At 71.9% G+C, this 25,783-nt stretch carries 25 protein-coding genes; 8 read left to right on the top strand and 17 right to left on the bottom strand.

The features are described 5' to 3' along the window. Positions 1 to 18 precede the first annotated feature (18 nt). Positions 19 to 1,356, bottom strand: coding sequence for a class I SAM-dependent RNA methyltransferase (locus ACFRU2_RS19725; RefSeq protein ID WP_382973635.1), 1,338 nt, complete (start codon positions 1,354 to 1,356; stop codon positions 19 to 21). 106 nt (positions 1,357 to 1,462) lie between these two features. Further along, on the bottom strand, positions 1,463 to 3,514 hold the full coding sequence (locus tag ACFRU2_RS19720; RefSeq protein ID WP_382973633.1) for an APC family permease: 2,052 nt from the start codon (positions 3,512 to 3,514) through the stop codon (positions 1,463 to 1,465). 241 nt (positions 3,515 to 3,755) lie between these two features. On the opposite strand from ACFRU2_RS19720, the gene ACFRU2_RS19715 reads away from it, so the two are divergent. After that, entirely contained in the window at positions 3,756 to 4,424 is a 669-nt protein-coding gene (locus ACFRU2_RS19715; protein ID WP_274549945.1) for a TrkA family potassium uptake protein, read from the top strand. Then, a complete protein-coding gene (locus ACFRU2_RS19710) occupies positions 4,421 to 5,083 on the top strand; it encodes a TrkA family potassium uptake protein (protein ID WP_214953432.1) in 663 nt (220 codons plus the stop codon). The genes ACFRU2_RS19715 and ACFRU2_RS19710 overlap by 4 nt, the downstream gene beginning before the upstream one ends. A 225-nt stretch (positions 5,084 to 5,308) precedes the next feature. Here ACFRU2_RS19710 and ACFRU2_RS19705 read toward each other — a convergent pair whose 3' ends face one another. The 7 genes from ACFRU2_RS19705 to ACFRU2_RS19675 form a co-directional block, all read right to left on the bottom strand. Further along, complete coding sequence (locus ACFRU2_RS19705) at positions 5,309 to 6,040, bottom strand: DUF3159 domain-containing protein (protein WP_382973631.1); 732 nt, start codon at positions 6,038 to 6,040, stop codon at positions 5,309 to 5,311. A gap of 2 nt (positions 6,041 to 6,042) precedes the next feature. Beyond that, positions 6,043 to 6,471: an OB-fold nucleic acid binding domain-containing protein gene (locus ACFRU2_RS19700; RefSeq protein ID WP_382973628.1), complete on the bottom strand. Its 429-nt coding sequence runs from the start codon at positions 6,469 to 6,471 to the stop codon at positions 6,043 to 6,045. Positions 6,472 to 6,495: 24 nt separating this feature from the next. Next, positions 6,496 to 7,182: a response regulator gene (locus ACFRU2_RS19695; RefSeq protein WP_382974019.1), complete on the bottom strand. Its 687-nt coding sequence runs from the start codon at positions 7,180 to 7,182 to the stop codon at positions 6,496 to 6,498. Further along, positions 7,182 to 9,830 carry a DUF4118 domain-containing protein gene (locus ACFRU2_RS19690; RefSeq protein ID WP_382973626.1) on the bottom strand — a complete coding sequence of 883 codons (2,649 nt, stop codon included), beginning with the start codon at positions 9,828 to 9,830 and terminating at the stop codon, positions 7,182 to 7,184. Before ACFRU2_RS19690 ends, ACFRU2_RS19695 begins: the two co-directional genes overlap by 1 nt. A gap of 183 nt (positions 9,831 to 10,013) precedes the next feature. Then, on the bottom strand, positions 10,014 to 10,805 hold the full coding sequence (locus tag ACFRU2_RS19685; RefSeq protein WP_250742931.1) for a DUF3710 domain-containing protein: 792 nt from the start codon (positions 10,803 to 10,805) through the stop codon (positions 10,014 to 10,016). A 1-nt stretch (position 10,806) separates the two neighbouring features. Continuing rightward, positions 10,807 to 11,340, bottom strand: a complete 534-nt coding sequence (dut, locus tag ACFRU2_RS19680) for a dUTP diphosphatase (protein WP_250742932.1) — start codon at positions 11,338 to 11,340, stop codon at positions 10,807 to 10,809. Further along, positions 11,340 to 11,924 carry a PaaI family thioesterase gene (locus tag ACFRU2_RS19675; protein ID WP_250742933.1) on the bottom strand — a complete coding sequence of 195 codons (585 nt, stop codon included), beginning with the start codon at positions 11,922 to 11,924 and terminating at the stop codon, positions 11,340 to 11,342. The genes dut and ACFRU2_RS19675 overlap by 1 nt, the downstream gene beginning before the upstream one ends. A gap of 58 nt (positions 11,925 to 11,982) precedes the next feature. Here ACFRU2_RS19675 and ACFRU2_RS19670 point away from each other — a divergent pair, with 58 nt between their 5' ends. After that, complete coding sequence (locus tag ACFRU2_RS19670) at positions 11,983 to 12,444, top strand: DUF3093 domain-containing protein (protein ID WP_382973622.1); 462 nt, start codon at positions 11,983 to 11,985, stop codon at positions 12,442 to 12,444. 12 nt (positions 12,445 to 12,456) lie between these two features. Here the strand turns inward: ACFRU2_RS19670 and ACFRU2_RS19665 are convergent, their stop codons facing one another. The 4 genes from ACFRU2_RS19665 to ACFRU2_RS19650 form a co-directional block, all read right to left on the bottom strand. Further along, entirely contained in the window at positions 12,457 to 13,446 is a 990-nt protein-coding gene (locus tag ACFRU2_RS19665) for a hypothetical protein (protein WP_382973619.1), read from the bottom strand. A gap of 12 nt (positions 13,447 to 13,458) precedes the next feature. Further along, positions 13,459 to 13,755 carry a DUF4193 domain-containing protein gene (locus ACFRU2_RS19660; RefSeq protein WP_112451146.1) on the bottom strand — a complete coding sequence of 99 codons (297 nt, stop codon included), beginning with the start codon at positions 13,753 to 13,755 and terminating at the stop codon, positions 13,459 to 13,461. Between the two features lie 384 nt (positions 13,756 to 14,139). Then, positions 14,140 to 15,384 carry a sensor histidine kinase gene (locus ACFRU2_RS19655; protein ID WP_382973616.1) on the bottom strand — a complete coding sequence of 415 codons (1,245 nt, stop codon included), beginning with the start codon at positions 15,382 to 15,384 and terminating at the stop codon, positions 14,140 to 14,142. 5 nt (positions 15,385 to 15,389) lie between these two features. Beyond that, on the bottom strand, positions 15,390 to 16,043 hold the full coding sequence (locus ACFRU2_RS19650) for a response regulator transcription factor (RefSeq protein ID WP_112451148.1): 654 nt from the start codon (positions 16,041 to 16,043) through the stop codon (positions 15,390 to 15,392). Between the two features lie 258 nt (positions 16,044 to 16,301). On the opposite strand from ACFRU2_RS19650, the gene ACFRU2_RS19645 reads away from it, so the two are divergent. After that, on the top strand, positions 16,302 to 16,475 hold the full coding sequence (locus ACFRU2_RS19645) for a hypothetical protein (protein WP_382973614.1): 174 nt from the start codon (positions 16,302 to 16,304) through the stop codon (positions 16,473 to 16,475). A gap of 107 nt (positions 16,476 to 16,582) precedes the next feature. Here the strand turns inward: ACFRU2_RS19645 and ACFRU2_RS19640 are convergent, their stop codons facing one another. Both ACFRU2_RS19640 and ACFRU2_RS19635 read right to left on the bottom strand, forming a co-directional pair. Beyond that, a complete protein-coding gene (locus tag ACFRU2_RS19640; protein ID WP_382973611.1) occupies positions 16,583 to 17,386 on the bottom strand; it encodes an inositol monophosphatase family protein in 804 nt (267 codons plus the stop codon). Between the two features lie 79 nt (positions 17,387 to 17,465). Next, the gene (locus ACFRU2_RS19635; RefSeq protein ID WP_382973608.1) at positions 17,466 to 18,641 is read right to left on the bottom strand and encodes a ferrochelatase; all 1,176 of its coding nucleotides are present in this window, start codon (positions 18,639 to 18,641) and stop codon (positions 17,466 to 17,468) included. A gap of 193 nt (positions 18,642 to 18,834) precedes the next feature. On the opposite strand from ACFRU2_RS19635, the gene ACFRU2_RS19630 reads away from it, so the two are divergent. Beyond that, positions 18,835 to 20,097 (top strand): MFS transporter, encoded by a 1,263-nt coding sequence (locus tag ACFRU2_RS19630; protein WP_382973605.1) that lies wholly within the window; start codon positions 18,835 to 18,837, stop codon positions 20,095 to 20,097. Continuing rightward, positions 20,042 to 21,376, top strand: coding sequence for a D-arabinono-1,4-lactone oxidase (locus ACFRU2_RS19625; RefSeq protein ID WP_382973603.1), 1,335 nt, complete (start codon positions 20,042 to 20,044; stop codon positions 21,374 to 21,376). The genes ACFRU2_RS19630 and ACFRU2_RS19625 overlap by 56 nt, the downstream gene beginning before the upstream one ends. Before the next feature lie 4 nt (positions 21,377 to 21,380). Here the strand turns inward: ACFRU2_RS19625 and ACFRU2_RS19620 are convergent, their stop codons facing one another. After that, positions 21,381 to 22,286: a hypothetical protein gene (locus ACFRU2_RS19620; RefSeq protein WP_382973601.1), complete on the bottom strand. Its 906-nt coding sequence runs from the start codon at positions 22,284 to 22,286 to the stop codon at positions 21,381 to 21,383. A 538-nt stretch (positions 22,287 to 22,824) separates the two neighbouring features. Here ACFRU2_RS19620 and sepH point away from each other — a divergent pair. After that, complete coding sequence (gene sepH, locus ACFRU2_RS19615; RefSeq protein ID WP_250742942.1) at positions 22,825 to 23,841, top strand: septation protein SepH; 1,017 nt, start codon at positions 22,825 to 22,827, stop codon at positions 23,839 to 23,841. A gap of 73 nt (positions 23,842 to 23,914) precedes the next feature. On the opposite strand, the gene ACFRU2_RS19610 is transcribed toward sepH, so the two are convergent. Continuing rightward, positions 23,915 to 24,784: a sulfurtransferase gene (locus tag ACFRU2_RS19610; protein ID WP_382973597.1), complete on the bottom strand. Its 870-nt coding sequence runs from the start codon at positions 24,782 to 24,784 to the stop codon at positions 23,915 to 23,917. A 184-nt stretch (positions 24,785 to 24,968) separates the two neighbouring features. On the opposite strand from ACFRU2_RS19610, the gene ACFRU2_RS19605 reads away from it, so the two are divergent. Continuing rightward, positions 24,969 to 25,754: a VOC family protein gene (locus ACFRU2_RS19605; protein WP_382973594.1), complete on the top strand. Its 786-nt coding sequence runs from the start codon at positions 24,969 to 24,971 to the stop codon at positions 25,752 to 25,754. The last annotated feature ends 29 nt before the right edge of the window (positions 25,755 to 25,783 follow it).

Raw genomic sequence — 25,783 nt, 5'->3', positions numbered from 1 at the left:
CGCCGAGGAACCCGCAGGTCAGGCGTCCTTCGCCACCCGTTCCAGGATCGCCACGCACTCCACGTGGTGGGTCATCGGGAAGAGGTCGAAGGCGCGGAGGGTGCGGGGCTTGTAGCCCGCCTCCTGGAAGTAGCCCAGGTCTCGGGCCAGGGCTGCGGGGTCGCAGGCCACGTAGGCGATGCGGCGCGGGCTGAGGCCGGCGACCTGGCGGACCGCCTGCTTGCCCGCGCCCGCGCGGGGCGGGTCCAGGACGACCAGGTCGCATTCCGTGATGCCGGTCTTCGGGAGGATCGCCTCGACCTTGCCCTGCTCGATGCGGACGCGGGGGAAGTCGGCGAGGTTGTGGCGGGCGTCCTCGACCGCGCGCTTCGTCGACTCGATGCCGAGGACGGCGCCCGTCTCGCCGAGGCGCTCCGCCAGGGCGCCCGCGAAGATGCCGACGCCGCAGTAGAGGTCGAGGGCCATCTCGCCCTTGCGCGGCATCAGGCCCTGCATGACGGCCTTGATCAGGGTGTCGGCGGCCTGGGGGTGGACCTGCCAGAAGCCGCCCATGCCGACGCGGTACGTACGGCCGTCCGCGCGCTCGCGCACGAAGGGGCGGCCGTGGACGCGGTGGACTCCGCCGTCCTTCTCCTCGACGCGGAGGACGGAGACCGGCTTGTCGAGCTCGACGAGGGGGAGGCGGCCGCCCGGGCGGGGGGTCAGGACCACCTGGCGGTCCTGGGAGCCGGTGGCCGCGATGGCCTCCACCGTGGCCATCTGGGGCCAGTCCTGCTGCTCGATGCCGAGTTCCGAGACGCCGGGGGCCGCGATCATGCAGTGGTCGACCGGCTGGATGTCGTGCGAGCGGTGCTTGCGCAGGCCCGCGACGCCGTCCGCGTCGATCGCGTACTGCACGCGGGTGCGCCACTGCGGGACCTGCCCGGCGGGCACCTTGTCGCCCTCGGCCGGCATGACCGTACCGTCCCAGCCGGCCTGCTCCGGGGTGAGCCCGGCGAGCCGCAGCAGCTGCTCGGCGATGACCTCGCCCTTGAGCCGGCGCTGGGCGCCCGGCTTGGCGTGCTGCCAGTCGCAGCCGCCGCACTTGTCGGGGCCGGCGTACGGGCAGGGGGCTTCGACGCGGTCCTTGGAGGGGTCGAGGACGGTGATGGCGTCGGCGCGCAGGAAGCGGGAGTCGACGTCGCCCTCGGTGACCTTGGCGATGACCTTCTCGCCCGGCAGGGTGTGCCGGACGAACAGGACGCGGCCCTCGGCGGTCCGGGCGATGCAGTGCCCGCCGTGCGCGACGGGGCCGACCTCGACCTCGTACTCCTCCCCGACCAGTGACTGCTTCTCGTTCTGCTCGCCGCTCGTCATGGTGGGAAGACTCCAAGGAGGTAAGAAAAGGAACGGCCGGACGGCCGACCCACCAGTTTACGTGGATCTCGTCCGGCCGTTCGCCACCCTGCGGCGGCGTGCTCCGTCAGCCCTTGGCCGCCGGGTCCTTCGGCCGCGGGGCGTCCACCGGCCCGCGGCGCACCGCGCCCGGGGCGTTCCACTCCGCGCGCTTCTTCGCCCGCCTCTTGGCGAGCTCGGAGGACTCCAGCTGGTAGGGCACCGAGGTGACCATCACGCCGGGCGTGAAGAGCAGGCGGCCCTTGAGGCGCAGCGCGCTCTGGTTGTGGAGGAGGTGTTCGTACCAGCGGCCGACGACGTACTCGGGGATGTACACGCTGACGGCGTCGCGCGGGTTCTCGCTGCGCAGGCCCTTCACGTACTCGACGACCGGGCGGGTGATCTCGCGGTACGGGGAGTCGAGGATCTTGAGCGGGACGTTGATGCCGCGCCGCTCCCACTCCTCGCGCAGGGCCTTGGTCTCGACCGGGTCGACGCTGATGCTGAGCGCCTCGAGCCGGTCCGAGCGGGTCAGCTTGGCGAAGGCCAAGGCGCGCAGGGTGGGCTTGTGGACCTTGGAGACCAGGACGATGGAGTGGACCCGGGAGGGGCGCACGCTGTCGTCGCTCGGGCCCTCTGCCGCGGCGATCTCCTCGGCAACCCGGTCGTAGTGCTTGCGGATCGCGGACATCGTTCCGTAGAAGATGACCATGCCGAGCAGGGCGACCCAGGCGCCGTGGGTGAACTTGGTGGCCAGGACGACCACCAGCACCATGCCGGTGAAGAAGGCGCCGAAGGTGTTGATCGCCCGGGACCGGTGCATCCGGCGACGGGCCGCCGGATCGCGCTCGGCGCGCAGGTGGCGGTTCCAGTGCCGGACCATGCCGATCTGGCTCAGCGTGAAGGAGACGAAGACGCCGACGATGTAGAGCTGGATCAGCTTCGTCGAGTCGGCGTCGTAGATCCACACCAGCAGCATCGCGGCGCCCGCGAGCAGCACGATGCCGTTGGAGAAGGCGAGGCGGTCTCCGCGGGTGTGCAGCTGGCGCGGCAGGTAGCGGTCCTGGGCGAGGATCGAGCCGAGCAGCGGGAAGCCGTTGTACGCGGTGTTCGCGGCGAGGAAGAGGACGAGCGCGGTGGCCGCGGCGAGCAGGATGAAGAGGAAGCTGCCGTTGCCGAAGACGGCCTCGGCGACCTGGGAGATGACCGGGTGCTGGACGTACCCGCTGCCGACCGGGACGCCGTTCTCCAGCAGGTCGGTGGCGGGCTTCTCCGCCATCTTGACGTCGGTGGCCATGGCCAGGCCGATGATCCCGCAGAACATGGTGACGGCCAGGGCGCCCATGAGGGCGAGGGTGGTCGCCGCGTTCTTGCTCTTGGGCTTGCGGAAGGCGGGTACGCCGTTGCTGATGGCCTCGACGCCCGTGAGGGCCGCACAGCCGGAGGAGAAGGCGCGCAGCAGCAGGAAGACCAGCGCGAAGCCGGCGATCCCCTGGTGTTCGGCCTTGATCTCCAGGCCGGCCGTCGGGGCCTCCATCGTGTCGCCCATGACCAGGCCGCGCCAGGCGCCCCAGGCGATCATCACGAAGACGGCGCCGACGAACACGTAGGTCGGGATCGCGAAGAGATTCCCGGATTCCTTCACACCGCGCAGATTCATCAGCGTGAGCAGCAGAATCATGATCATCGCGGAGAGCACTTTGTGCTCGATGACGAAATCGACGGCGGAGCCGAGATTCTCGACCCCGGAGGAGATCGAAACGGCGACCGTGAGGACGTAGTCGACGAGCAGGGCGCTCGCGACGGTCAGACCGGCCCGGGGTCCGAGATTGGTGTTGGCGACCTCGTAGTCACCGCCGCCGCTGGGGTACGCGTGGACGTTCTGCCGGTAGGAGGCGACCACGGTGAACATCAGCACGACGACCGCGACGGCGATCCAGGGGCTGAAGTGATACGCCGACACGCCTGCGATCGACAGGACCAGCAGGACCTCGCCAGGGGCATATGCCACCGAGGAGAGCGGGTCGGACGCGAAGACAGGGAGGGCGATCCGCTTGGGAAGGAGTGTTTCCCCGAGGCGGTCGCTGCGTAGCGCCCGGCCGATCAGGATCCGTTTGGGCACGTCGGTCAGTTTGGACACGCAGAGGATCGTAAGCGTTCGAAATCGGCCTGACGAACCCCCCACCCCTATACGACGTGAAGTCCCACCACATCCGGGGCAAAGGAGCGCCGCATCCAGGGCAAAGGAACGCAGCCGGCCGCCCAAATGGTCACACTGGTGACCGCCCGTGTGTAGCTTGGGCCATGGTCTGAGACCCTGTTAAGCCAGAGCAGCAATGAGGCTGGAACCCAGCGAGCCGCTGACAGCCGGAAGGACGGCCGTGCACATCGTCATTATGGGCTGCGGAAGAGTGGGCTCCGCCCTCGCGCAGACCCTGGAACAGCAGGGGCATACGGTCGCGGTCATCGACCAGGACCCCACCGCATTCCGTCGGCTGGGAGCCGGATTCGGCGGCCGTCGCGTCACCGGGGTCGGCTTCGACCAGGACACGCTGCGCGAGGCCGGCATCGAGGACGCGGGCGCCTTCGCCGCGGTCAGCAGTGGTGACAATTCCAACATCATCGCCGCCCGGGTGGCCCGTGAGATGTTCGGCGTCGAGAACGTCGCCGCCCGCATCTACGACCCCAAGCGCGCCGAGGTCTACCAGCGCCTGGGCATCCCCACCGTCGCCACCGTCCGCTGGACGGCCGACCAGATGCTCCGCCGGCTGCTGCCTTCGGGCGCCGAGCCGCTGTGGCGCGACCCGAGCGGCGGTGTCCAGCTCGCGGAGGTGCACACCTCCACCGCCTGGATCGGCCAGAAGGTCAGCCGGCTGCAGGAGGAGACCGGCGTCCGCGTCGCCTTCCTCACCCGGCTGGGCGAGGCCATGCTGCCGACGTCGGCGACCGTCCTCCAGGAGGGCGACCTCGTCCACGTGATGATGCGCACGGACGAGATCGACAAGGTGGAGGCCGCCTTCGCCGAGGGTCCTGAGGAGGCACACGCATGAGGGTCGCGATCGCCGGAGCCGGCGCGGTGGGGCGTTCCATCGCGGGTGAGCTCCTGGAGAACGGTCACGAGGTGCTCCTCGTCGACAAGGCCCCGACCGCCATCTCGGTGGAGCGGGTCCCGCAGGCCGAGTGGCTGCTGGCCGACGCCTGCGAGATCACCTCGCTCGACGAGGCGGCGCTCCAGCGCTGCAACGTGGTCATCGCCGCGACCGGCGACGACAAGGTCAACCTGGTCGTCTCCCTCCTCGCCAAGACCGAGTACGGGGTCCCCCGGGTCGTGGCGCGGGTGAACAACCCGAAGAACGAGTGGCTCTTCAACGAGTCCTGGGGCGTCGACGTGGCCGTGTCCACGCCGCGCCTGATGTCGGCGCTGGTCGAGGAAGCCGTCAGCGTCGGCGACCTGGTCCGGCTGCTGCGCTTCAGCCACGGCGACGCCAACCTCGTCGAGCTGACCCTGCCCGCCGACTCCCAGGTCGCGGGCAAGCAGATCAGCGAGATCACCTGGCCCGAGGACACCTCGCTGGTCACGATCATCCGGGGCAACCGGGTGCTCACGCCGCACGGCGAGGAGACCCTGGAGCCGGGCGACGAGCTCCTCTTCGTGGCCGCCCAGGCCCGCGAGGAGCAGTTGGAGGACCTCCTCCAGGCCGCGGACTGACCTGCGGTCCCGCTGAACGTCCGAAGGGGCGGCTGACCATCACGGTCAGCCGCCCCTTCGTGCATCGCCGGGGGTACGGGCCTGCGTGCGCGGCCGGGCCGGTCTGCGCGGCGGTGCCCTGCGGGGCCGTCCCCTACCCGCCCTTCCACCGTTCCCCGGGCTGCGCCCGGACCCCTCCCGGGGCTCCGCCCCAGACCCCGCGCCTCAAACGCCGGCGAGGCTGATTCAGCCCTTCGCCGCCTTCGCCGCCTTCTCCGCGGCCTCCTCGGCCTCCCATTCCTCGATCACGTTGATCGGCGGCGGCGCCTGCGCCAGGAAGAGCCACGTGAAGTACACGGCGAGCACCATCGGCGGCAGCTTCAGCGCGATCAGCACCCAGCCGAGCTGCGTCGCGTCGCCCCACCAGTACAGCGGGAAGAGGATCGCGTACTTCGCGAGGAAGATCAGGCCCCAGGCCAGGCTGGCCTTGACGTACGCCTTCTTGCGCCCGGGGTTGCGCGTGCGCCAGGAGAGGTTCTCCTTGAAGACCGGTCCCAGGATCACGCCCAGCAGCGGGAAGCCGACCAGCGCGGAGAGCGTGAAGGCGACGCCGAGACCGGCTCCGTAGATCATGCCGGGCAGGTAGAAGCCCTTCGCGCTGCCCGTGAACAGGGCGAAGGCCACGCCCACGCCCACGCCGAAGACGCCGCTGAAGGCGTGCTTGACGGTGTCCTTGCGCGCCAGCCGCACGATCACCAGCAGGACCGCGACCGCGCCCGCCGCGATGGCGGACAGCTTCACGTCCTTGTTGATCGTGTAGATCATGACGAAGAGCAGGCCGGGGAGCATCGTCTCCACGGTGCCCCGGATGCCGCCGAAGGCGTCGAAGAGGGCGGCCTGCGTGACGGCCTTCTGGTCCGCGGTCGGTTCCGCGGCGGGATCCGTCCCGGGCGTGGTCGGTTTGTCGAGTGACGTCACCGTCAGTGCTCCTGTCCGAGCGGTCGGAGTTCGTACTTCGGGTTGAAGAGCACCCGACGGCCGTGGCTCATCGAGATCCGCCCGGAGGCGATCATGCGACGGCCGGGTTCGATTCCCACGATCGAGCGACGCCCGAGCCAGACGACGTCCAGCGCGGCCGAGCCGTCGAACAGCTCGGCCTCCAGGGCGGGGACGCCCGCGCGCGGGCGCAGGGTGACGGTTCGCAGCGTCCCGGTCACCTTCACTATCTGACGGTCGTGGCAGTCGCAGATCCGCGTGCACCCCGCGGCTTCTGCGTCCTCCTGCAGCTCCGCCGAATGCAGCTCCTCCTGCGAGGTGGACAGCCGCTCTATCATCCGGCGGAACCGGCCCGCCGGCCTGGCGGACTTCGCCGGCTTGGCGGGCTTGTCGGGACGCGGTTCAGCACTCATACAGGAAGCGTACCGGCGCCCCCACTACCTCTCGAAGCGGTATCCCATGCCCGGTTCGGTGATGAAGTGCCTCGGGTGCGAGGGGTCGGCCTCCAGTTTGCGCCGCAGCTGGGCCATGTAGACCCGCAGGTAGTTGGTCTCGGTCCCGTACGAGGGCCCCCAGACCTCCTGGAGGAGCTGCTTCTGGCTGACCAGTTTGCCGCCGTTGCGCACCAGCACCTCCAGCAGGTGCCACTCGGTGGGCGTGAGGCGTACGTCCCGGCCGTCGCGCACCGCCTTCTTCGCCGCGAGGTCCACCGTGAAGGTTTCCGTCTCGACGACCACCTCGTCCTCGCCGGCCCCGGCGCCCGGTTCCGCCCGCCGGACGGCGGCGCGCAGCCGGGCGAGCAGCTCGTCCATGCCGAAGGGCTTGGTGACGTAGTCGTCGGCGCCCGCGTCCAGCGCCTCGACCTTCTCGTCGGAGCTGTGCCGGGCGGAGAGGACCAGGATCGGGACCCGGGTCCAGCCGCGCAGCCCCCTGATCACCTCGACCCCGTCCATGTCGGGCAGGCCCAGGTCGAGGACGACCACGTCGGGGTGGCGGGCGGCCGCGAGTTCCAGGGCGCTCGCCCCGTCGGAGGCCGCGTCGACCTCGTACTTGCGTGCCTTCAGGTTGATCACGAGGGCCCGGACGATCTGGGGTTCGTCGTCCACCACGAGCACCCGGGTCATCATTGAGGTCCTGCCTTCTGTCGTATCGAATCGAGATCGGAATCCGCCGGGTGTCCCCCGGCCCCGCCCGGCTCCGGCCCTCGGGACCCGCCGGGCGCGCTGCGCCCCTCGCCGTCCACGCTCACGGGGACCTGCGGCCGCCCGCCGGTCACCGCCCGGAGCGTGAGCACCATCGTGAGCCCGCCCCCGGGGGTGTCCTCGGCCTCCAGGGTGCCGTCCATGGCCTCGGCGAAGCCGCGCGCGACGGCCAGCCCCAGCCCGACCCCGGCGCCGCGCGGCGCGTCGCCGTGCCGCTGGAAGGGGGCGAAGATCCGGTCCTTGGCCTCGTCGGGCACGCCCGGCCCGCGGTCCACGACCCGTACCTCGACCCGGTCGCCGAGGAAGCTGGCCGCCACGAGCACCTGGTCCTCCGGCGGGCTGTACTTCACCGCGTTCTCCACCACGTTGGCCACGGTCCGCTCCAGCAGCCCGGGATCCACGGCCACCATGGGCAGGGTCTCCGGGACGTCGAGCAGCACGCTGCCCTCGGGTACGCCGCCCAGCGCCATCGGGACCACCTCGTCGAGGTCGATCTCGCGGATCAGCGGGGTGACGGTGCCCGTCTGGAGCCGCGACATGTCGAGCAGGTTCCCCACCAGGTGGTCGAGCCGGTCGGCGCCGTCCTCGATGCCCTCCAGGAGCTCGGCCCGGTCCTCCTCGGACCATTCCACGTCGTCGGAGCGCAGGGAGCTCACGGAGGCCTTGATGGAGGCCAGGGGCGTACGGAGGTCATGGCTGACGGCGGCCAGCAGCGCGGTCCGGATCCGGTTGCCCTCCGCCATCCGCCGGGCCTCCTCCGCCTCTCCGACCAGCCGCTGCCGGTCGAGCACGACGGCGGCCTGGGCGGCGAAGGCGCCGAGCACGCGCCGGTCCTCGGCGGGCAGCACCCGTCCGGACAGGGCCAGCGCCATGTGGTCGCCGATCGGCATGTCCACGTCGGCGTCCTCGGGGCGGGTGACCGGGTTCGGGCCGACGCTGCCGGCCGGCTGCCAGGGCTCGACGTCGCTCTCGCGCTCCAGCAGGGCCACCGACTCCATGGCGAAGGTCTCGCGGACCCGTTCCAGCAGGGCGTCCAGGGTGGTCTCCCCGCGCAGCACGCTGCCGGCGAGGAAGGAGAGGATCTCGGACTCGGCGCGCAGCCGGGCGGCCTGGTGGGTGCGGCGGGCGGCTGCGTCGACGACGGAGGCCACGGAGCCGGCGACGCCGAAGAAGACCACGATGGCCACGATGTTCTTCGGGTCCGAGACGGTGAAGCGGTGGATGGGCGGGGCGAAGTAGTAGTTCAGGAGGAGCGAGCCGACGGCGGCGGAGGCCAGCGCCGGCCAGAGCCCGCCGAGCAGGGCGGCGGCCACGGTCAGGGCCAGGAACAGCAGCATCTCGTTGGCGAGGCCGGGGTCGGTGTCGATGTGCGTCAGCAGGGTCGCCAGGGCCAGCGGCAGGGCCACCCCGACCGCCCAGCCGGCCAGCAGCCGGGTCCGGCCGAGCCGGGCCGCCGAGCGGGCCACGGGCCGCAGGCCGCGGCCCTTGGCGACCTCCTCGTGCGTGACGATGTGCACGTCGAGGTCGGGCCCGGAGTCTCGGGCGACGGTGGCGCCGACCCCGGGGCCGAACACGTACCGCCAGGAGCGGTGGCGGCTGGAGCCGAGCACGATCTGGGTGGCGTTGACCCCGCGGGCGAATTCGAGGAGCGCCTCGGGGACGTTGTCGCCGATCACATGGTGAAACGTTCCGCCAAGGTCCTCGACCAGCGTCCGCTGGACCGCGAGCTCCTTGGGCGAGGCAGCGGTCAGCCCGTCGCTGCGGGCGATGTAGACGGCCAGGATCTCGCTGCCGGAGCCCTTGGCCGCCACCCGGGACGCGCGCCGGATGAGGGTCCGCCCCTCCGGTCCGCCGGTGAGGCCCACCACGATCCGCTCGCGCGCCTGCCAGGTGGAGCGGATGTTGTGCTCGCCCCGGTACTGCTGGAGGTACTCGTCGGCCCGGTCGGCGACCCAGAGCAGCGCGAGCTCGCGCAGCGCGGTCAGGTTCCCGGGGCGGAAGTAGTTGGACAGGGCCGCGTCGACCTTGTCGGACTTGTAGATGTTGCCGTGCGCCATGCGGCGGCGCAGGGCCTGCGGGGACATGTCGACGAGCTCGATCTGGTCGGCGCGCCGCACCACCTCGTCGGGAACGGTCTCCCGCTGCCGCACGCCGGTGATCGACTCCACCACGTCGCCCAGGGACTCCAGGTGCTGGATGTTGACCGTGGAGATCACGTCGATCCCGGCCCGCAGCAGTTCCTCCACGTCCTGCCAGCGCTTGGCGTTGCGCGAGCCCGGCACGTTGGTGTGCGCCAGTTCGTCCACCAGGGCTATGGCGGGCTTGCGGGCCAGCAGGGAGTCCACGTCCATTTCGGTGAAGGCGGCGCCCCGGTAGACGAGCTCCTTGCGCTCCACCTGCTCCAGGCCGTGCAGCATGACCTCGGTGCGCGGCCGCCCGTGGTGCTCGACGAAGCCCACGACGCAGTCGGTGCCGCGCTCGACCCGGCGGTGGCCCTCCGAGAGCATGGCGTACGTCTTGCCCACGCCGGGGGCCGAGCCGAGATAGATCCTGAGCTTGCCGCGTCCCATGGCGCCATTCTCCGGGACGTCCGCCCCGTTCACGCGCCGATGACCTGCTGCGGACCGATCCCTGACGGTTCCCTGACGCCCCCGCCGGGGTGTACCCCGGCGGGGGTGCACCGCCGCCGGGTACGGCAGTGGGCCGCACCCCCGGAGGAGTGCGGCCCACGGCCGTACGGGATCGTGCCGGGGTCAGCGGACCTCGGTGATCTCCGGGCCGCGCTCCAGCTGGCCCATGCCGCCGCCGAAGCGGGAGCCCTCCTGGTCCGCGGCGTCGTCGGTCTGCACGCCGTCCGGCACCATCTGCGCGTCGTTCGGCAGCTTCAGGACGATCGGGTCGCGCGGGGCCATCGGGCCCTCGCCGCGGACCACGACGGTGTCCAGGAAGATCCGCTCGAGCACCCCGGCCGACTCGGGACGCACCGCGCCCTGGCCGGAGATGACACCGCGCAGGAACCAGCGCGGGCCGTCCACCCCGACGAAGCGGACCAGCTGGGCGCCGGTCTGCCCGTCCGGGAGCGGTACGGGGACCTGCGCGCGCAGCTCCCAGCCCAGCGGACCCTCGACTTCGTCGATGATGCCGCCCTGCTTGGTGATGCCCTCGGCGATCTCCTCGCGGACCTCGCCCCAGATGCCCTCCTTGCGGGGGGCCGCGAAGGCCTGCAGCTGCACGGCACTGTCGCCGAGCACCACGGTCGCGGCGACGATCGCGTCTCCGGCGACCTCGACCCGCAGCTCCATGCCCTCGACACCCGGTACGAGGATGCCGCCGAGGTCGACCCGGCCTTCCTCGGGGTTGCCGGGGACCTCCGAGATGTCCCACGGGCCGTCGGGACGCGGGGCCGGCGGCAGGTTCACCCTGCGCGGCTGGACCGCGTCTGTTTCCTCCGTGCCGTCCTGCTCATCGGCACCGACGCCGTCGACGACCTGCTCGGCCGCGCCGCCGTCCTTGACGGAGTCGTTCTTCTTGCGACGTCCGAACACGTCACTGTCCTTCCCGGTCGGATACGACCGAAGCGTAGCCATTCCCACCCTGCTGACCAGCGCCGGATCCGGCCACGGCCGCATGACCACCGGTGGAGCCGAAACCCCCCTCGGCCCGCGCCGAGTCGGGAAGCTGCGCCACCTCGCGGAAGCGCACCTGCTCGACTCGCTGGACAACCAGCTGGGCAATGCGGTCGAAACGCTCGAACCTGACGCTCTCGCGCGGGTCGAGATTGACCACGATCACCTTGATCTCCCCACGGTACCCGGCATCCACCGTCCCGGGGGCATTCACGAGTGCGATCCCGCAGCGGGCGGCCAGGCCCGAGCGCGGGTGCACGAACGCCGCGTACCCCTCGGGCAGTGCGATGGAGATCCCGGTGGGCAGGACCGCCCGCTCCCCCGGCTCCAGCTCCGCGGCCACGGTGGTGACCAGATCGCAGCCGGCGTCGCCGGGGTGCCCGTAGGCCGGAATCGGCACCTCCGGGTCGACGCGCCGGATGGCCACGTCCACGCCGGTGTTGTTCTCAGACATCAGGGGTTCACCTCGAAGGCGCGTGCGCGCCTGACCTGGTCCGGGTCGGCCATCGCCGCCCGGATCTCCTCGGGCCGTCCGTTGTCGATGAAGTGGTCGACCTTCACCTCGATGAAGAGGGCGTCGGCGCGCAGCGCGACCGGGCCCTCGGGTCCGCCTATTCGGCCGACCGCGCTGGAGTAGATCTTCCGGCCGGCGACGGCGGTGACCTCTGCCTCCAGGTACAGCACGGTGTCCACGGGCACGGGCCGGACGAAGTCGGTTTCCAGCCGGCCGGTGACGGCGATGACGCGCAGCAGCCAGTTCAGGGAGCCCAGGGTCTCGTCGAGCGCGGTGGCGAGGACGCCGCCGTGCGCGAGGCCGGGCGCGCCCTGATGGGCGGGCTTGACGGTGAACTCCGCGGTGACGCGCACGCCCTCGCCCGCGCGGGCCTCCAGGTGGAGTCCGTGCGGCTGGCCGTCGCCACAGCCGAAGCAGTGCTCGTAGTGCGCGCCGAGGAGTTCGCCGGGGGCCGGGGCATCGGGGTGCCGCACCGGCGCCGTGGCATCGGCGGGGGGCGTCAACGCTGTGTTTCGTCCACTCACAGCCGCAGACCTTACCCGCGCGGCTACCCGCCGGTCGCCTCGTGGCAGGCTTGGCCGCATGCAGCTCTCCCCCGCGCACCACGACGAACGCCTGACAGCCCCCCGTTCCTGGTGGGCCATCGCCGCCCTCACCGGCCTGGCCTGCGCGCTCATGCTGTTCCCGCTGGGCACGCTGCCGCTGTTGGCCGGGCTGGTCGGGGGCACCGCGCTGACGGGGCTGATGGTGAGTTCGTACGGTTCCCAGCGCGTGCGCGTGGTGGGCGGCGCGCTGGCTGCCGGAGAGGCCCGGATCCCGGTGGCGGCGCTCGGCGACCCGGAGGTGCTGGACGCCGAGGAGGCCCGCGCCTGGCGCACGTACAAGGCCGACGCCCGCGCCTTCATGCTGATGCGCGGCTACGTGCCGACGGCGGTGCGCGTCGAGATCACCGACCCGGCCGACCCGACCCCGTACGTCTACGTCTCCACCCGCGAGCCGCAGGCCCTGGCGGCGGCCATCCGCGCGGCGCAGGGCCGGGACTGACCCCGGCCGGGCTCAGTCCCGCGGATCGACGCTGCGGGGATCGACGCGGGGATCGACGGCCCGCGGATCGGCGACGGTCGGATCGATGGCCCGCGAGTCGAACACCCGGCCCTCGACGGCGGCCCTGACCGCCTCGGGAAGGGCCTCGACGGGCCGCTCCAGGGCCGGGAGCTGCGGCAGCGCGTTCCAGGGCACGGCGCGGGCCCGCAGGTCCGCACGCACCTTCTCGGCGAGTTTGCGGGTGTCCCGGCGGTTCATGACCGCTCCGACCGCGGCGCCGACCATGAACGGCATCAGGTTGGGCAGGTTGCGGAACATCCGCTTCATGATCTGCTGGCGCAGTTCGCGCTTCATCTGGCCGCCGAGCGCCGCGTTCAGCGTGGTCGGCTTGGTCAGGTCGACCCCGCGCTCCTCCGTCCAGGACGTGAGGTAGGCGACGCTGCGTTCCTTGAGGTTGCCGTGCGGTCGCAGGCCGTAGACCTCGTGGAGTTCGGCGATGAGCTTCAGCTCGATCGCGGCGACCCCGGTGATCTCGGCGGCGAGTTCGGCCGGCATGGCGGGGGGCACCGGCAGCATGGCGGCCGCGCCGATCCCGGCGCCGACCGTGGAAGTGGCGTTGGCGGCGCCCGAGATCAGCTTGTCGGCCAGCTGATCGGGCCCGAGGCCCGGGAACTGCGCGCGCAGGGTCGCGAGGTCCCGAACCGGAACGCGCGGTGCGTTCTCGATGACTCGGTCGGTGAGGTGAAGGGCGGCGGCCCTGGCACTTTCGCCGCCCTTGCGCACACCGTTCTTGACGGCTTGCAGCCGACGGACCCCGGAGTTCTTCCGGGGCCCCTCGCCGGCCTCGGAGGCCGACGGCACCGCCGTGGCGGTGTCGGGGAGCACGGCGGGTACGCCGGGGGCTCCAGGGCCTGTTTCCAGGCCCTCGGTTCCCTCGTGCGTCACCGCCGGATCACCAGCTTTTCGGAAGCGCCGCTTCCGAAAGGGTGTCGAGCCAGTCACGGCCGACGCCTCTCAGTCGCATTCGCGGCAGATCGGCTGACCGTTCTTCTCGCGTGCCAGCTGGCTGCGGTGGTGCACCAGGAAGCAGCTCGTGCAGGTGAACTCGTCGGCCTGCTTCGGCAGGACCCGTACGGCCAGTTCCTCGTTGGAGAGGTCTGCGCCGGGAAGGTCGAGGCCCTCGGCGTTGTCGATTTCGTCCAGGTCGACGTTCGAGGACGACTTCTCGTTGCGACGAGCCTTCAGCTCTTCGATGCTGTCGTTGTCTACGTCGTCGTCGGTCTTGCGCGGGGTGTCGTAGTCCGTTGCCATAGTTCGCTCTCCCCCTCTGGGATTTAGCGGGTGTCTCAGCGCACGTAACGCGCGAGAGGCCGGACTTGTGCCCGACCTGAGGCGGAGATTTTGCCTCACATCAAGGTCTGTTACTCAATCGACACCCAGCCGCACATTCAGAAGAGCGATTGGCTGGGATGACGACCGGGACCGTACACGGTCCGGGGGCCGTCTTGCACAAACGCCACCCCATGTATTTCCCGCCGCTAGGGGGGCCGGAAACCCGGACTTCCCGGGCTTTCCGGCCCCGCCAAGGTCACTGAGCGCATAGGGACGGACACTCGACACTGTGATCGATCGCACAGAAGTCACTGTCTTCATGACCCAAGCATTCAGCCAACAGCGAACACGGGGTGGCCGCCCTCACAAGGGCAGAGTGACACGCATCACGAGGCCACCGCCCTCGCGCGGGACCGCCTGGATCCTCCCGCCGTGTGCGCGCGCCACGGAGCGCGCGATGGAGAGGCCGAGCCCGACACCCTTGTCGCTGCCCGTGCGCTCCGTACGCAGCCGTCTGAAGGGCTCGAAGAGGTTGTCCACCTCGTACGCGGGAACCACGGGACCCGTGTTCGATACCAGCAGGACCGCCTGCCCGTGCACGGCCTCGGTGGTGACCTCCACCCAGCCGCCCTCGGGCACGTTGTAGCGGACGGCGTTCTGCACCAGGTTGAGCGCGATCCGCTCCAGCAGCACGCCGTTGCCCTGGACCACGGCCAGCGCGCGCTCTCCGCGGATCTCCACGCCCTTGGCCTGCGCCTCCCCGCGCGCCTGGTCGAGGGCGCGCGAGGCCACCTCGGCCAGGTCCACGGGCTTGCGCTCGATGATCTGGTTGTCGCTGCGGGCCAGCAGCAGCAGGCCCTCGACCAGCTGCTCGCTGCGTTCGTTGGTGGCGAGCAGGGTCTTGCCGAGCTGCTGGAGCTCCACCGGCGCCCCGGGATCGGACAGGTGCACCTCCAGCAGCGTCCGGTTGATGGCCAGCGGGGTCCTCAGCTCGTGCGAGGCGTTGGCCACGAACCGCTGCTGGGCCGTGAAGGCCCGCTCCAGCCGGTCGAGCATCTCGTCGAAGGTGTCGGCGAGCTCCTTGAGCTCGTCGTCCGGACCGTCCAGCTCGATCCGCCGGGTGAGGTCGGAGCCGACCACCCGGCGGGCGGTGCGGGTGATCTTGCCGAGCGGCGAGAGCACCCGGCCGGCCATCGCGTAGCCGAAGGCGAAGGCGATGATGCTCAGCCCCATCAGCGCCATCAGCGAACGGCTCAGCAGGTCGTCCAGTGCGTGCCGGCGCTGTTCGAGGATGCAGGTGTTGATCGCGGCGTTGAACTGGTCGACCGCCTGCCCCGAACCGTTCACGCCGGGGCAGCTGCTGGAGACCCGGATCGGGCCCCCGTCCACGATCGTGAACGGCAGCGCGTTGCCCTGCCGCAGCGCCTGGGCCGCCAGCAGGTAGATGATCGACAGCAGCAGGATGCCGGCGATCAGGAACATCCCGCCGTACAGCAGCGTCAGACGTATCCGGATGGTCGGCCGCAGCCAAGGGAAAGGACCCTCGGGCTGGCCGGGGTCCCAGGTCGGTTTCGGTGGCGCGGAGGGTGGCGCCGGGGTCGCTGCCACCCGCGTCAGATCCGGTAGCCGGAACCGGGGACGGTCACGATGACCGGCGGCTCCCCGAGCTTGCGGCGCAGCGTCATCACCGTCACGCGCACCACGTTGGTGAAGGGATCCGTGTTCTCGTCCCACGCCTTCTCCAGGAGCTGCTCGGCGGACACGACCGTGCCCTCGCTGCGCATGAGGACCTCCAGCACCGCGAACTCCTTCGGCGCCAGCTGCACCTCCTTGCCCTCGCGGAACACCTCGCGCCGGTTCGGGTCCAGCTTGATCCCCGCACGCTCCAGCACGGGGGGCAGCGCGACCGTGGTGCGCCGGCCGAGGGCCCGTACCCGGGCGGTCAGCTCGGTGAACGCGAAGGGCTTGGGCAGGTAGTCGTCCGCCCCGATCTCCAGGCCCTCGACCCGGTCGCTCACGTCGCCGGAGGCCGTCAGCATGAGCACGCGGGTGGGCATGCCGAGCTCGACGATCTTCCGGCACACGTCGTCGCCGTGCACGAGCGGGAGGTCCCGGTCGAGCACGACCACGTCGTAGTCGTTCACTCCGACGCGCTCCAGGGCCGCGGCACCGTCGTACACGACGTCCACGGCCATGGCCTCCCGGCGCAGTCCGGTGGCCACCGCATCGGCGAGCAGCTGCTCGTCCTCGACGACGAGTACGCGCACGTCGTTTCCTTCCTCAGAGCCCGTCAGGGCAGGTGTGTCATGTGGCCTCCATCCTGCCCCTTTCGCCGGTAAACCGGCTGTAAGACGCCGCACGCGGGTGCTCGGGCGGTGACTCCGGGGACGGAAGTGAGGATTCCCTCGCCTCACGAGGTTTCTGGGTCCAACGCGGCGGGGAGGACGACTTCACACCCCGAACACCTCCCTGACGGCGCACTGCCACGTGCCGCCGCCGACCCACGAAGAGGGGGCGAACCCACCATGGACGCATTCACCGCGGGTCTCCTGCAGCGCATCAGGAGCACGCAGTCGGACCTCAGGCAGGCTCGCGAGACCGGCGACGACTTCCTCGTGGAAGTGGAACAGGCGGAGCTGGAAGACCTCCAGCGCATCGCAGCCGATCACGGCGTTCCGGTCACCGTCGCCGCCTGCTGACTCCAGCTGCCGGGAGCCATCCACCGGCATGCACACCCCCCGGACCCCGGAGGCCGCCACGCGGCCGCCGGGGTTCCTTCACGTCCGGGCCCCGCGGGCGCGCCCGCTCAGTCGTGCCAGGCCCCGGCTTCTTCCAGCAGCGGCCGCAGCGAGGCGAACACCGCGGGGGTCGCCGCGATCGCGAGCTCGCCCGAGGCGGGCTCCCCGGGACGGCCGCCCGTGACCGCTCCGGCCTCCCGGGCGATCAGCTCGCCCGCCGCCAGGTCCCAGGGGTTCAGCCCGCGCTCCCAGTACCCGTCCAGCCGTCCGGCGGCCACGTCGCACAGGTCGATCGCCGCCGAACCGCCGCGCCGGACGTCCCGTACCAGCGGGATGATCCGCTGCGCGACGTCCGCCTGGTGCGCCCGCCGGCTCTGGACGTACGCGAACCCGGTGCCGATCAGCGCCTGGTCCAGCGGCGCGGCCGGCCGGCAGGCGAGGCGGGCCCCGCCCAGCCAGGCACCGCGTCCCAGCACCGCGTGGTACGTCTCCCCGCGCATCGGCGCCGCCACGACCCCGGCCACCGTCTCCCCGCGGTACTCGGCCGCGATGGACACGCCCCAGGTCGGCAGCCCGTAGAGGTAGTTCACCGTGCCGTCCAAGGGGTCGATGACCCACCGCACGCCACTGGTGCCGGCCGACTCCGAGCCCTCCTCGCCCAGCAGCCCGTCCTCGGGCCGCCGCTCCGCGAGGATGCCGGTGATCAGCTTCTCGGCCGCGATGTCCATCTCGGTCACCACGTCGATCGGGCTCGTCTTGGTCGAGGCGACCGCCAGATCGGCGGGCCGCCCGTCGCGCAGCAGTGCGCCCGCCCGGCCGGCCGCCTCCAGGGCCACGTCCAGCAGTTCGGTCTTCAGCTCTTCGGAGATCACGCCGGGCTCCCGTTCATCGACTTCTGCGGACTTCACTGCACACACCGGCCTGCACACACCGGACCGGGCACACCGGCGGCTACGCGTACGGGCTGTCCACGCCCGCCGCTGCCGGCCGGGGCCCGCGCGCCGGGCAGCAGCCCACGGCGCACAGGTCGTGGCTCGCTCCGAGCAGGCCGAGCGCGCAGCGCTCCACGGCCTCCCCGCGTTCCGCCGCGGCCCGCTCCAGCACGAGGTCCCGTACCGCCGCCGCGAACCGGGGATCGGCGCCGACCGTGGCCGAGCGGGCGATGGGCAGCCCCAGCTCGGCGGCCTTCGCCGTCGCCTCCGTGTCGAGGTCGTACAGCACCTCCATGTGGTCCGAGACGAAGCCGATGGGCACCATGACCACCGCGGGGGCGCCCGCGGTGTGCAGGGCCTCCAGGTGGTCGCAGATGTCCGGCTCCAGCCACGGGATGTGCGGGGCGCCGCTGCGCGACTGGTAGACGAGCTCCCAGGGCAGCTCGGTGCCGGTCTCGGCGCGCACCGCGTCGGCGATCAGCTCGGCGACGTCCAGGTGCTGCTTGACGTAGGCACCGCCCTCGCCGCCCGCCGTGTGCTCCTCCACCGGGCCGGAGGCGTCCGCGGCCGCGTTCGGGATGGAGTGCGTGGTGAAGGCCAGGTGCGCCCCGGCGCGCACCTCCTCGGGCAGCGAGGCCAGCGAGGCGAGCACCCCGTCGATCATGGGCTGCACGAAGCCGGGGTGGTTGAAGTAGTGCCGCAGCTTGTCGACCCTGGGCAGGTCGGCCTCGGCCACGCCCTCCTCCACGAGCAGGGCGAGCGCGTCGGCGAGGTTCTCGCGGTACTGCCGGCAGCCCGAGTACGAGGCGTACGCGCTGGTCGCGAGCACCGCGATGCGGCGGCGCCCGTCGGCGGCCATCTCGCGCATCACGTCGTTCAGGTACGGAGCCCAGTTGCGGTTGCCCCAGTAGACCGGCAGGTCCAGCCCGTGCCCGGCGAAGTCCTTGCGCAGGGCGTCCAGCAGCTCGCGGTTCTGACCGTTGATCGGGCTGACGCCGCCGAAGCCGAAGTAGTGCTGTCCGACCTCCTTGAGCCGCTCGCGCGGGATGCCGCGGCCGCGCGTGACGTTCTCCAGGAACGGCACGACGTCGTCGGGCCCCTCGGGGCCGCCGAAGGACAGCAGCAGGAGGGCGTCGTAGGGGGCGGCGGGGCCTTCGGCCGAGCCGGGGGCGCAGGCGCGGAGCTGGTCAGACATGCTTCGAATCCTGCCACCCGCCGCCGTCCCGCGGAAAACAGGCCCGGCCCGCGAGACCGCCCGGCCCTGCCCGCGAGACCTCTCGGTCGGGGCGCGGGCCCCTCCGGCCGCTGTCCGGTTCCTCCCCGCGCGGGCGGCTTGTGCGCGGTCGTAACCTGTATGGGCCAATGACGTCCCTTACGGAGGGCACCCCTTGCCCAGTCCCTACCGCGCGATCTTCGCCGCCCCCGGGAGCCGGGGATTCAGCGCGGCCGGCCTCATAGGCCGGCTGCCGCTGTCCATGGTCGGCATCGGCATCCTCACGATGATCTCCGAGCTCACCGGCCGGTACTCGCTGGCCGGCGCCCTCACCGCCACCCTCGCGCTCTCGGCCGCCGTGATCGGTCCGCAGGTCTCCCGCCTGGTCGACCAGCACGGCCAGCGCCGCGTCCTGCGCCCGGCTGGCCTGCTCGCGGCCCTGGCCATCTCCGGGCTGCTGCTGTGCGCGGCCAACCACACGCCCGACTGGACCCTGTTCCTCTTCACGGCGCTCGCCGGCTGCGTGCCCAGCGTGGGCGCGATGATCCGGGCCCGGTGGACGGCCATCTACCGGGACTCGCCGCGCGAACTGCACACGGCGTACTCCCTGGAATCGGTCCTGGACGAGGTCTGCTTCATCTTCGGGCCGATCCTCGCCATCGGGCTCTCCACCACCTGGTTCCCCGAGGCGGGCCCCCTGGTCGCCGGGGTCTGCCTGCTCGTGGGCGTGTGGTGGCTGACCGCGCAGCGCGCCACCGAGCCCGCCCCGCACCCGCGCGGCGAGGACTCCGACCGGACCTCGGCGCTGCGCTCCCCAGGACTCCAGGTGCTGGTGGCCACCTTCGTGGCCACCGGGGCCATCTTCGGCTCCATCGACGTGGTCACCCTGGCCTTCGCCGAGGAGCAGGGGCACAAGTCCTGGGCCAGCTTCATCCTCGCCATCTGGGCGGTCGGCTCCTGCCTCGCCGGCATCGTCTTCGGCCTGCTCCACCTCAAGGGCAGGGCCGAACCCAGGTGGGTGCTGGGCATATGTGCGATGGCCGTGAGTATGATCCCCCTCCTACTGGCCGGGAACCTTCCGTTTCTGGCCGTGGCGCTCTTCGTTTCGGGCCTCGCCATCGCTCCCACGATGATCACCACGATGGCCCTGATCGAGACGCACGTCCCCCGCGCGAAGCTGACCGAGGGGATGACCTGGACGGGCACCGGCCTCGCGGTCGGGGTCGCGCTCGGGTCCTCCGTGGCCGGCTGGGTCATCGACGCCGCCGGCGCGAGGACCGGGTACGTCGTCTCCATCTCGGCGGGGGCCGCCGCGGCGGCGGTTGCGTTCGCGGGTTACCGCCGGCTGACGAGGCCGGCGCAAGGGGAGGAGCCTTCCAACGATGGCGACGACGGGGACAGCAGGCAGCGGCGGGACACGGACCGCCGCGTGGCATAACTGGGCGGGCAACATCAGCGCCACGCCCGCGCGCGTGGTCACCCCGGCATCGGTCGGGGAGCTTCAGGAGGCGGTCCGCCGGGCCGCCGGGGACGGGCTGAAGGTGAAGGCGGTCGGCACCGGCCACTCCTTCACCGCGGCCGCCGCCACCGACGGCGTACTGATCCGCCCGCAGGCGCTGGCCGGGATACAGGCGATCGACCGGGATGCGGGCACCGTCACGGTGGCGGCGGGCACGGTCCTCAAGGACCTCAACCTGGCCCTCGCCAAGGAAGGCCTGTCGCTCACCAACATGGGCGACATCATGGAGCAGACGGTCTCGGGCGCCACCAGCACCGGCACCCACGGAACCGGCCGCGACTCGGCTTCCATCGCCGCCCAGATCCGCGGCCTGGAGCTGGTCACGGCGGACGGCACCCTGCTGACTTGCTCCGAGAAGGAGAATCCGGAAGTCTTCGCGGCGGCCCGCCTCGGCATCGGCGCGCTCGGCGTCGTCACCGCGATCACCTTCGCCGTGGAGCCGCTCTTCTTCCTGACCGCCCGTGAGGAGCCGATGCCCTTCGACCGGGTGACGGCCGAGTTCGACCAGCTCCACGCGGAGAACGAGCACTTCGAGTTCTACTGGTTCCCGCACACCGGCAACTGCAACACCAAGCGCAACAACCGCAGCCAGGGCCCGGCCGCCCCGCCCGGAGCGGTCTCCGCCTGGGTCGAGGACGAGCTGCTGTCCAACGGCCTCTTCCAGGCCGTCAACTCCTTCGGCCGCGCCGTCCCGGCGGCCATCCCCTCCATCGCCCGGATCGCGAGCCGCGCCCTGTCGGCGCGCACCTACACGGACATCCCGTACAAGGTGTTCACCAGCCCGCGCCGGGTGCGGTTCGTGGAGATGGAGTACGCCCTGCCGCGCGAGCGCGTCGTCGAGGCACTGCGGGAGCTGAAGGCCATGGTGGACCGCTCCGCCCTGCGGATCAGCTTCCCGGTGGAGGTGCGGACGGCTCCGGCGGACGACATCACCCTGTCGACCGCCTCGGGCCGCGAGAGCGCGTACATCGCGGTGCACATGTACAAGGGCACCCCGTACCAGGCCTACTTCACGGCCGCCGAGCGGATCTTCACCGAGTACGGCGGGCGCCCGCACTGGGGCAAGGTGCACACGCGGGACGCGGAGTACTTCGCCGGGGTGTACCCGCGCTTCGGGGAGTTCACCGCGCTCCGGGACCGGCTGGACCCGGACCGGGTCTTCGGCAACGACTACCTGCGGCGGGTCCTGGGGGACTGAGCCCTCAGGGGGCCGGCGACTCCTGGCCGGTGCCCGGCGCCGGGGACTTCGGGGGCGTGCTGCTCGGCGAAGGATCCGGCTTCGGGGGCGTGGTGCTCGGCGAAGGATCGGGCTTCGGCGGGGTCGGGCTGGGGCTGGAGGACGGGTCCGCGGACGGCGAGGTGTCCGGGTCGGGCTTCGGGCTCCGACCGCCGTTCGACTGCGAAGGGCTCGGGGAGGTCCCGGCGTCCGGGGTCTTCCCGCCCTTCCCGCCCTTCTCGCCGGTGCCGGTGCCCTTGTCCGACGGGTCCTTGGACGGGTCCGGCTTGTAGTCGCGGGCCTTGCCGACTCCGCCGGTGAGGATCGTGCCGCCGCCGGCGCTGATCGAGGTGCCGGCCACGGCCTCGTAGGTCCCGAGGCCGCCGAGCGCTATGACGAAGGCCGCCCCGGAGGCCACCGCCGTCCGCTTCCAGCCCCGCATCCGGGAGCCGTGGACGGTGGCCTCGCCGAACTCCCCGTCGGGCTCCCCGTCCGGCGGCGGGCCGCCGGCCGCGACGGTGCCCAGCAGCATCGTGCCGTCCGGCGCCCGCCCCGCGGGACCGGCCCCGGCCCCGAAACCGGAGCCGAAACCGGAGCCGGAGCCGGAGTCCGGGTCGGCCACCGGGACCTGACGGGCCTTCGGCCGGGCCGTCTCGCGGAGCTGGTCGCCGGTGCGGCGGAAGAAGTGCTGGATGACGGGTCCGCCCGCGGTGGCCACCACGCTCACCACGCCGGCGCCGAGGATGGTCCCGTAGACGCCCATCTGCGAGGCGAGCAGGGCCGCGGCGACCGTGGCGAGGGAGGAGCCCGCGACCTGAGCCGCACTCAGATCGAGCTTCTTCTTCTCCTTCTCCTGCTCCGGTCCCACGTCCAGCAGCGTCTTCTGACCCATCGCCATCCCCTGCGTGTCCTGCCCCTTGCGCTCCAACGCCTTCTCCCGTTACTGACACATCAGCGAAACGGATAGTTCCGTTTCCGGAGATTCTGTGAAGCAAGACACCCGAAAACGGGCGCACGCGCAGGTCCGCCCGGATGTGGACCCGATCCAGGGCAGCCCAACTCCCGCCGTCCGGGACAAGTTCGGCGGCGCGGCGGTCCACCCAGGTGGCCCGAATGGAGTACTGTGGCGAGCCCTGGGGCCGTCCTTCCTTTCGGATGTCCGGACTCGGGAGAGGGGGCCGGCTGATGGAAAAACGGCACTCGAGACCGGCGATGCCGCGGTATTGCACGGGATCCTGCTGCGCACAGTAATCATTCGGTCACTGTGCGTGCCCAACAGGTAACCGTGCCATAACAGCGATCAAGGGCGCATGCCCGACACGCCGGTTTAACTCGGCAAGGTAGTGGCAGGCTGCACCCGGGCAGGCCACACTCGACTAGCGGAAGCAGCGACGCACGTGACGTCGGCAGGCACCACCCGGGAGGTCCCCATGCCCGAACTGCGTGTCGTGGCCGTCTCAAATGACGGCACACGACTGGTGCTCAAGGCTGCGGACAGCACGGAGTACACGCTTCCGATCGACGAGCGTCTCCGGGCTGCCGTGCGCAACGACCGTGCGCGCCTGAACCAGATCGAGATCGAGGTGGAGAGCCACCTCCGCCCCCGCGACATCCAGGCCCGCATACGGGCCGGTGCCTCCGCTGAGGAGGTCGCTCAGCTCGCGGGCATCCCCGTCGACCGCGTACGCCGCTTCGAGGGCCCCGTGCTCGCCGAGCGCGCGTTCATGGCGGAGCGGGCCCGCAAGACCCCCGTGCGACGGCCCGGCGAGAACACCGGACCGCAGCTCGGCGAGGCCGTGCAGGAACGGCTCTCGCTGCGCGGGGCCGAGAAGGAATCCGTCCAGTGGGACTCCTGGCGCCGCGACGACGGCACCTGGGAGGTCCTGCTGGTCTACCGGGTCGCGGGCGAACCGCACTCGGCGAGCTGGACGTACGACCCGCCGCGCCGGCTGGTCGTGGCCGTGGACGACGAGGCCCGCTCGCTGATCGGCGAATCGGACGACCTGCCGGCGACCCCGGAGCCGAGCTTCCCGTTCGTGCCGAGGATCGCGCGGCTGCCCCGCGACCGACCGCTGGACCGGGCGCTCGACCGGCAGATGGAACGGCCCACAGCGCCCGCTCCCCCGCCGGAGCCGGAGCCCGAGGAAGAGCGGGACACGCTGACGGCACTGCTGGAGGCGGTACCGAGCTTCCGCGGCGACCTGGTGGTCCCGGAGCCGGTGACCGAACCGGAGGTGGAGGAGCCGCCCGCCGCTTCGGCGTCGGCCGGCGCGGGTTCCGCGTACGCGGACGTCCTGATGCCGCGCACCGTGGCGGGACACCGGGACCGGCTGACGGGCACGACCGACCGGCAGGCGGAGGCCGACGGAGTGCGCCCCGGCCGCCGCGCGGCGGTGCCGAGCTGGGACGAGATCGTCTTCGGCACCCGCCGCAAGAAGCAGGAGTAACCCCGGACCCGTCCGGTCCGAGGCGGCGGCGGAGACCGCCGCCGCCTCGGACCGGAGCCGGTGCAGTCCCCCGCTAGCCCGGCAGCTCGCCGACCGCCACCTCGCGCGTCGGGTCCGCCGACCATTCCGACCAGCTGCCCGCGTACAGCGCCGCCGGGATGCCCGCCGCCGCCAGTGCCAGGACCTCGTGGGCGCCCGAGACGCCCGAGCCGCAGTACACCCCGACCGGGGTGGCGGTGTCGGCGTGCACGCCCAGGCCTTCGAAGCGGGTCCGCAGGGCGGCGCGGTCCAGGAGCAGGCCGTCGGATCCCGTGTTCTCGGTGGTCGGCGCCGACAGCGCCCCCGGGATGTGGCCCCCGACCGGATCGATCGGTTCGACCTCGCCCCGGTACCGCTCGCCCGCCCGTGCGTCCAGCAGCACACCCGTCCGGGCCAGCGCCGCCGCTCCGTCCGCGTCCAGCAGTCCGATGGCACCCGGATTTGGCTTGAAATCACCCTCGCTCACAGGAGTGACCTCGGCCGACAGCGGACCGTCACCGGCCTGCCATGCGGCCAGTCCCCCGTCCAGGACCCGCACCCGCGGGTGACCCGTCCAGCGCAACAGCCACCACGCGCGCGCCGCCGCCCAGCCCAGTCCGCCGTCGTACACGACCACGGGCGTGTCCGACGAGACGCCGGCCCGCCGCATCACCGCCCCGAACTCCTCGGGATCCGGCAGCGGGTGCCGGCCGCCGGAGCCCGCCTGGCCTGCCAGTTCCGAGTCGAGGTCGACGTAGACCGCGTTCGGGAGGTGTCCGGCCTCGTACGCGGGCCGCAGGTTCGGGCCGCCGAGCTGCCAGCGGACGTCGAGGAGCACCGGGGGCAGCGGGCCGGTCAGCTCCTCCCTCAGGTCGGCGGCGGAGACGAGCGGTGAGCGGGTCGGGTTCGCAGTCATGCGGGCCATTTTGCTCCCCACCACGCACCCCGCGTAACAAGTCGGACATCCATGGGGCCCGACGGGCCGCACTGATCCGGTCATCTCTCCCGGCTCCCGGGAAACCCGGCCGGTCGGGGCGCGCCGGGCCCGCCGGAGTGGAAGCATCAGCTCCGGGAAGGGTCACGAGCGTGACCCGGAGGAGACGGCTGACATGACCGAGGCATCGGAAGCAACGCGGCGCACGCCCGGCACGCCGTGCTGGGCGAGCCTGATGGTGCACGGCCTCGGTACCACCGAGGACTTCTACGCCGACCTGTTCGGCTGGGAGTACGAGCCCGGCCCCGAGCAGCTCGGCCCGTACGTCCGGGCCATGCTCGGCGGGCGGGAGGTGGCCGGCATCGGCGAGATGCCGCCGGACCGGCAGCTCCCGGTGGCCTGGACCACGTACCTCGCCACGGACGACGCCGACGCGACGGCCGAGTCCATCCGCTCCTGCGGCGGCACCGTCGCGGTGGGCCCGCTCGATGCCGGGGTCGCGGGACGGGTGGCGATCTGCTCGGACCCGCTGGGCGCGATCTTCGGGCTCTGGCAGGCGGATTCCCACCTCGGGACCCGGCTGGCCGGGGGGCCGGGCACCCCGGTGTGGCACGAGCTGGTCACCCAGGACACCTCGACGGTCGGCAAGTTCTACGAGCACGTCTTCGGCCACGAGGCCCGCGCGCACGCGGACGCCTGTGAGGACTTCGACTACCTCACGCTGTCCCTGCAGGGCCGGCCGGTGGCCGCCGTGCACGGGGTCGGCCGCTCCCTGCCCCACGACCGGGGGCCGCACTGGATGACGTACTTCGAGGTGGAGGACACCGACGCGGCCGCCGCCCGGGTCCAGCGGCTCGGCGGCGGGATCGTCCAGCCGCCGCGGGACGGCCTGAGCGGGCGGCTGGCCGTGGTCACGGACCCGGAGGGCGCGGTGTTCACCCTGGTGCACGGCCGGAGCTGAGCGGGGCGGCCCGGGCGGGCGCCGTCGGG

The sequence above is a fragment of the Streptomyces sp. NPDC056883 genome, assembly GCF_042788835.1.
Taxonomy (GTDB): domain Bacteria; phylum Actinomycetota; class Actinomycetes; order Streptomycetales; family Streptomycetaceae; genus Streptomyces; species Streptomyces stoeckheimensis.
Note: the sequence above shows the minus strand (reverse complement) of the source record. Positions and strands in the feature narration are given on the sequence as shown.

What these genes read in the sequence shown, in the direction of transcription:
- ACFRU2_RS19725 (WP_382973635.1), bottom strand. Translation starts at nt 1,356, where the DNA reads ATGACGAGCGGCGAGCAGAACGAGAAGCAGTCACTGGTCGGGGAGGAG.
- ACFRU2_RS19710 (WP_214953432.1), top strand. Translation starts at nt 4,421, where the DNA reads ATGAGGGTCGCGATCGCCGGAGCCGGCGCGGTGGGGCGTTCCATCGCG.
- ACFRU2_RS19700 (WP_382973628.1), bottom strand. Translation starts at nt 6,471, where the DNA reads ATGAGTGCTGAACCGCGTCCCGACAAGCCCGCCAAGCCGGCGAAGTCC.
- ACFRU2_RS19695 (WP_382974019.1), bottom strand. Translation starts at nt 7,182, where the DNA reads ATGACCCGGGTGCTCGTGGTGGACGACGAACCCCAGATCGTCCGGGCC.
- ACFRU2_RS19690 (WP_382973626.1), bottom strand. Translation starts at nt 9,830, where the DNA reads ATGGGACGCGGCAAGCTCAGGATCTATCTCGGCTCGGCCCCCGGCGTG.
- dut (WP_250742932.1), bottom strand. Translation starts at nt 11,340, where the DNA reads ATGTCTGAGAACAACACCGGCGTGGACGTGGCCATCCGGCGCGTCGAC.
- ACFRU2_RS19670 (WP_382973622.1), top strand. Translation starts at nt 11,983, where the DNA reads ATGCAGCTCTCCCCCGCGCACCACGACGAACGCCTGACAGCCCCCCGT.
- ACFRU2_RS19660 (WP_112451146.1), bottom strand. Translation starts at nt 13,755, where the DNA reads ATGGCAACGGACTACGACACCCCGCGCAAGACCGACGACGACGTAGAC.
- ACFRU2_RS19645 (WP_382973614.1), top strand. Translation starts at nt 16,302, where the DNA reads ATGGACGCATTCACCGCGGGTCTCCTGCAGCGCATCAGGAGCACGCAG.
- ACFRU2_RS19635 (WP_382973608.1), bottom strand. Translation starts at nt 18,641, where the DNA reads ATGTCTGACCAGCTCCGCGCCTGCGCCCCCGGCTCGGCCGAAGGCCCC.
- ACFRU2_RS19625 (WP_382973603.1), top strand. Translation starts at nt 20,042, where the DNA reads ATGGCGACGACGGGGACAGCAGGCAGCGGCGGGACACGGACCGCCGCG.
- ACFRU2_RS19620 (WP_382973601.1), bottom strand. Translation starts at nt 22,286, where the DNA reads ATGGGTCAGAAGACGCTGCTGGACGTGGGACCGGAGCAGGAGAAGGAG.
- sepH (WP_250742942.1), top strand. Translation starts at nt 22,825, where the DNA reads ATGCCCGAACTGCGTGTCGTGGCCGTCTCAAATGACGGCACACGACTG.
- ACFRU2_RS19610 (WP_382973597.1), bottom strand. Translation starts at nt 24,784, where the DNA reads ATGGCCCGCATGACTGCGAACCCGACCCGCTCACCGCTCGTCTCCGCC.
- ACFRU2_RS19605 (WP_382973594.1), top strand. Translation starts at nt 24,969, where the DNA reads ATGACCGAGGCATCGGAAGCAACGCGGCGCACGCCCGGCACGCCGTGC.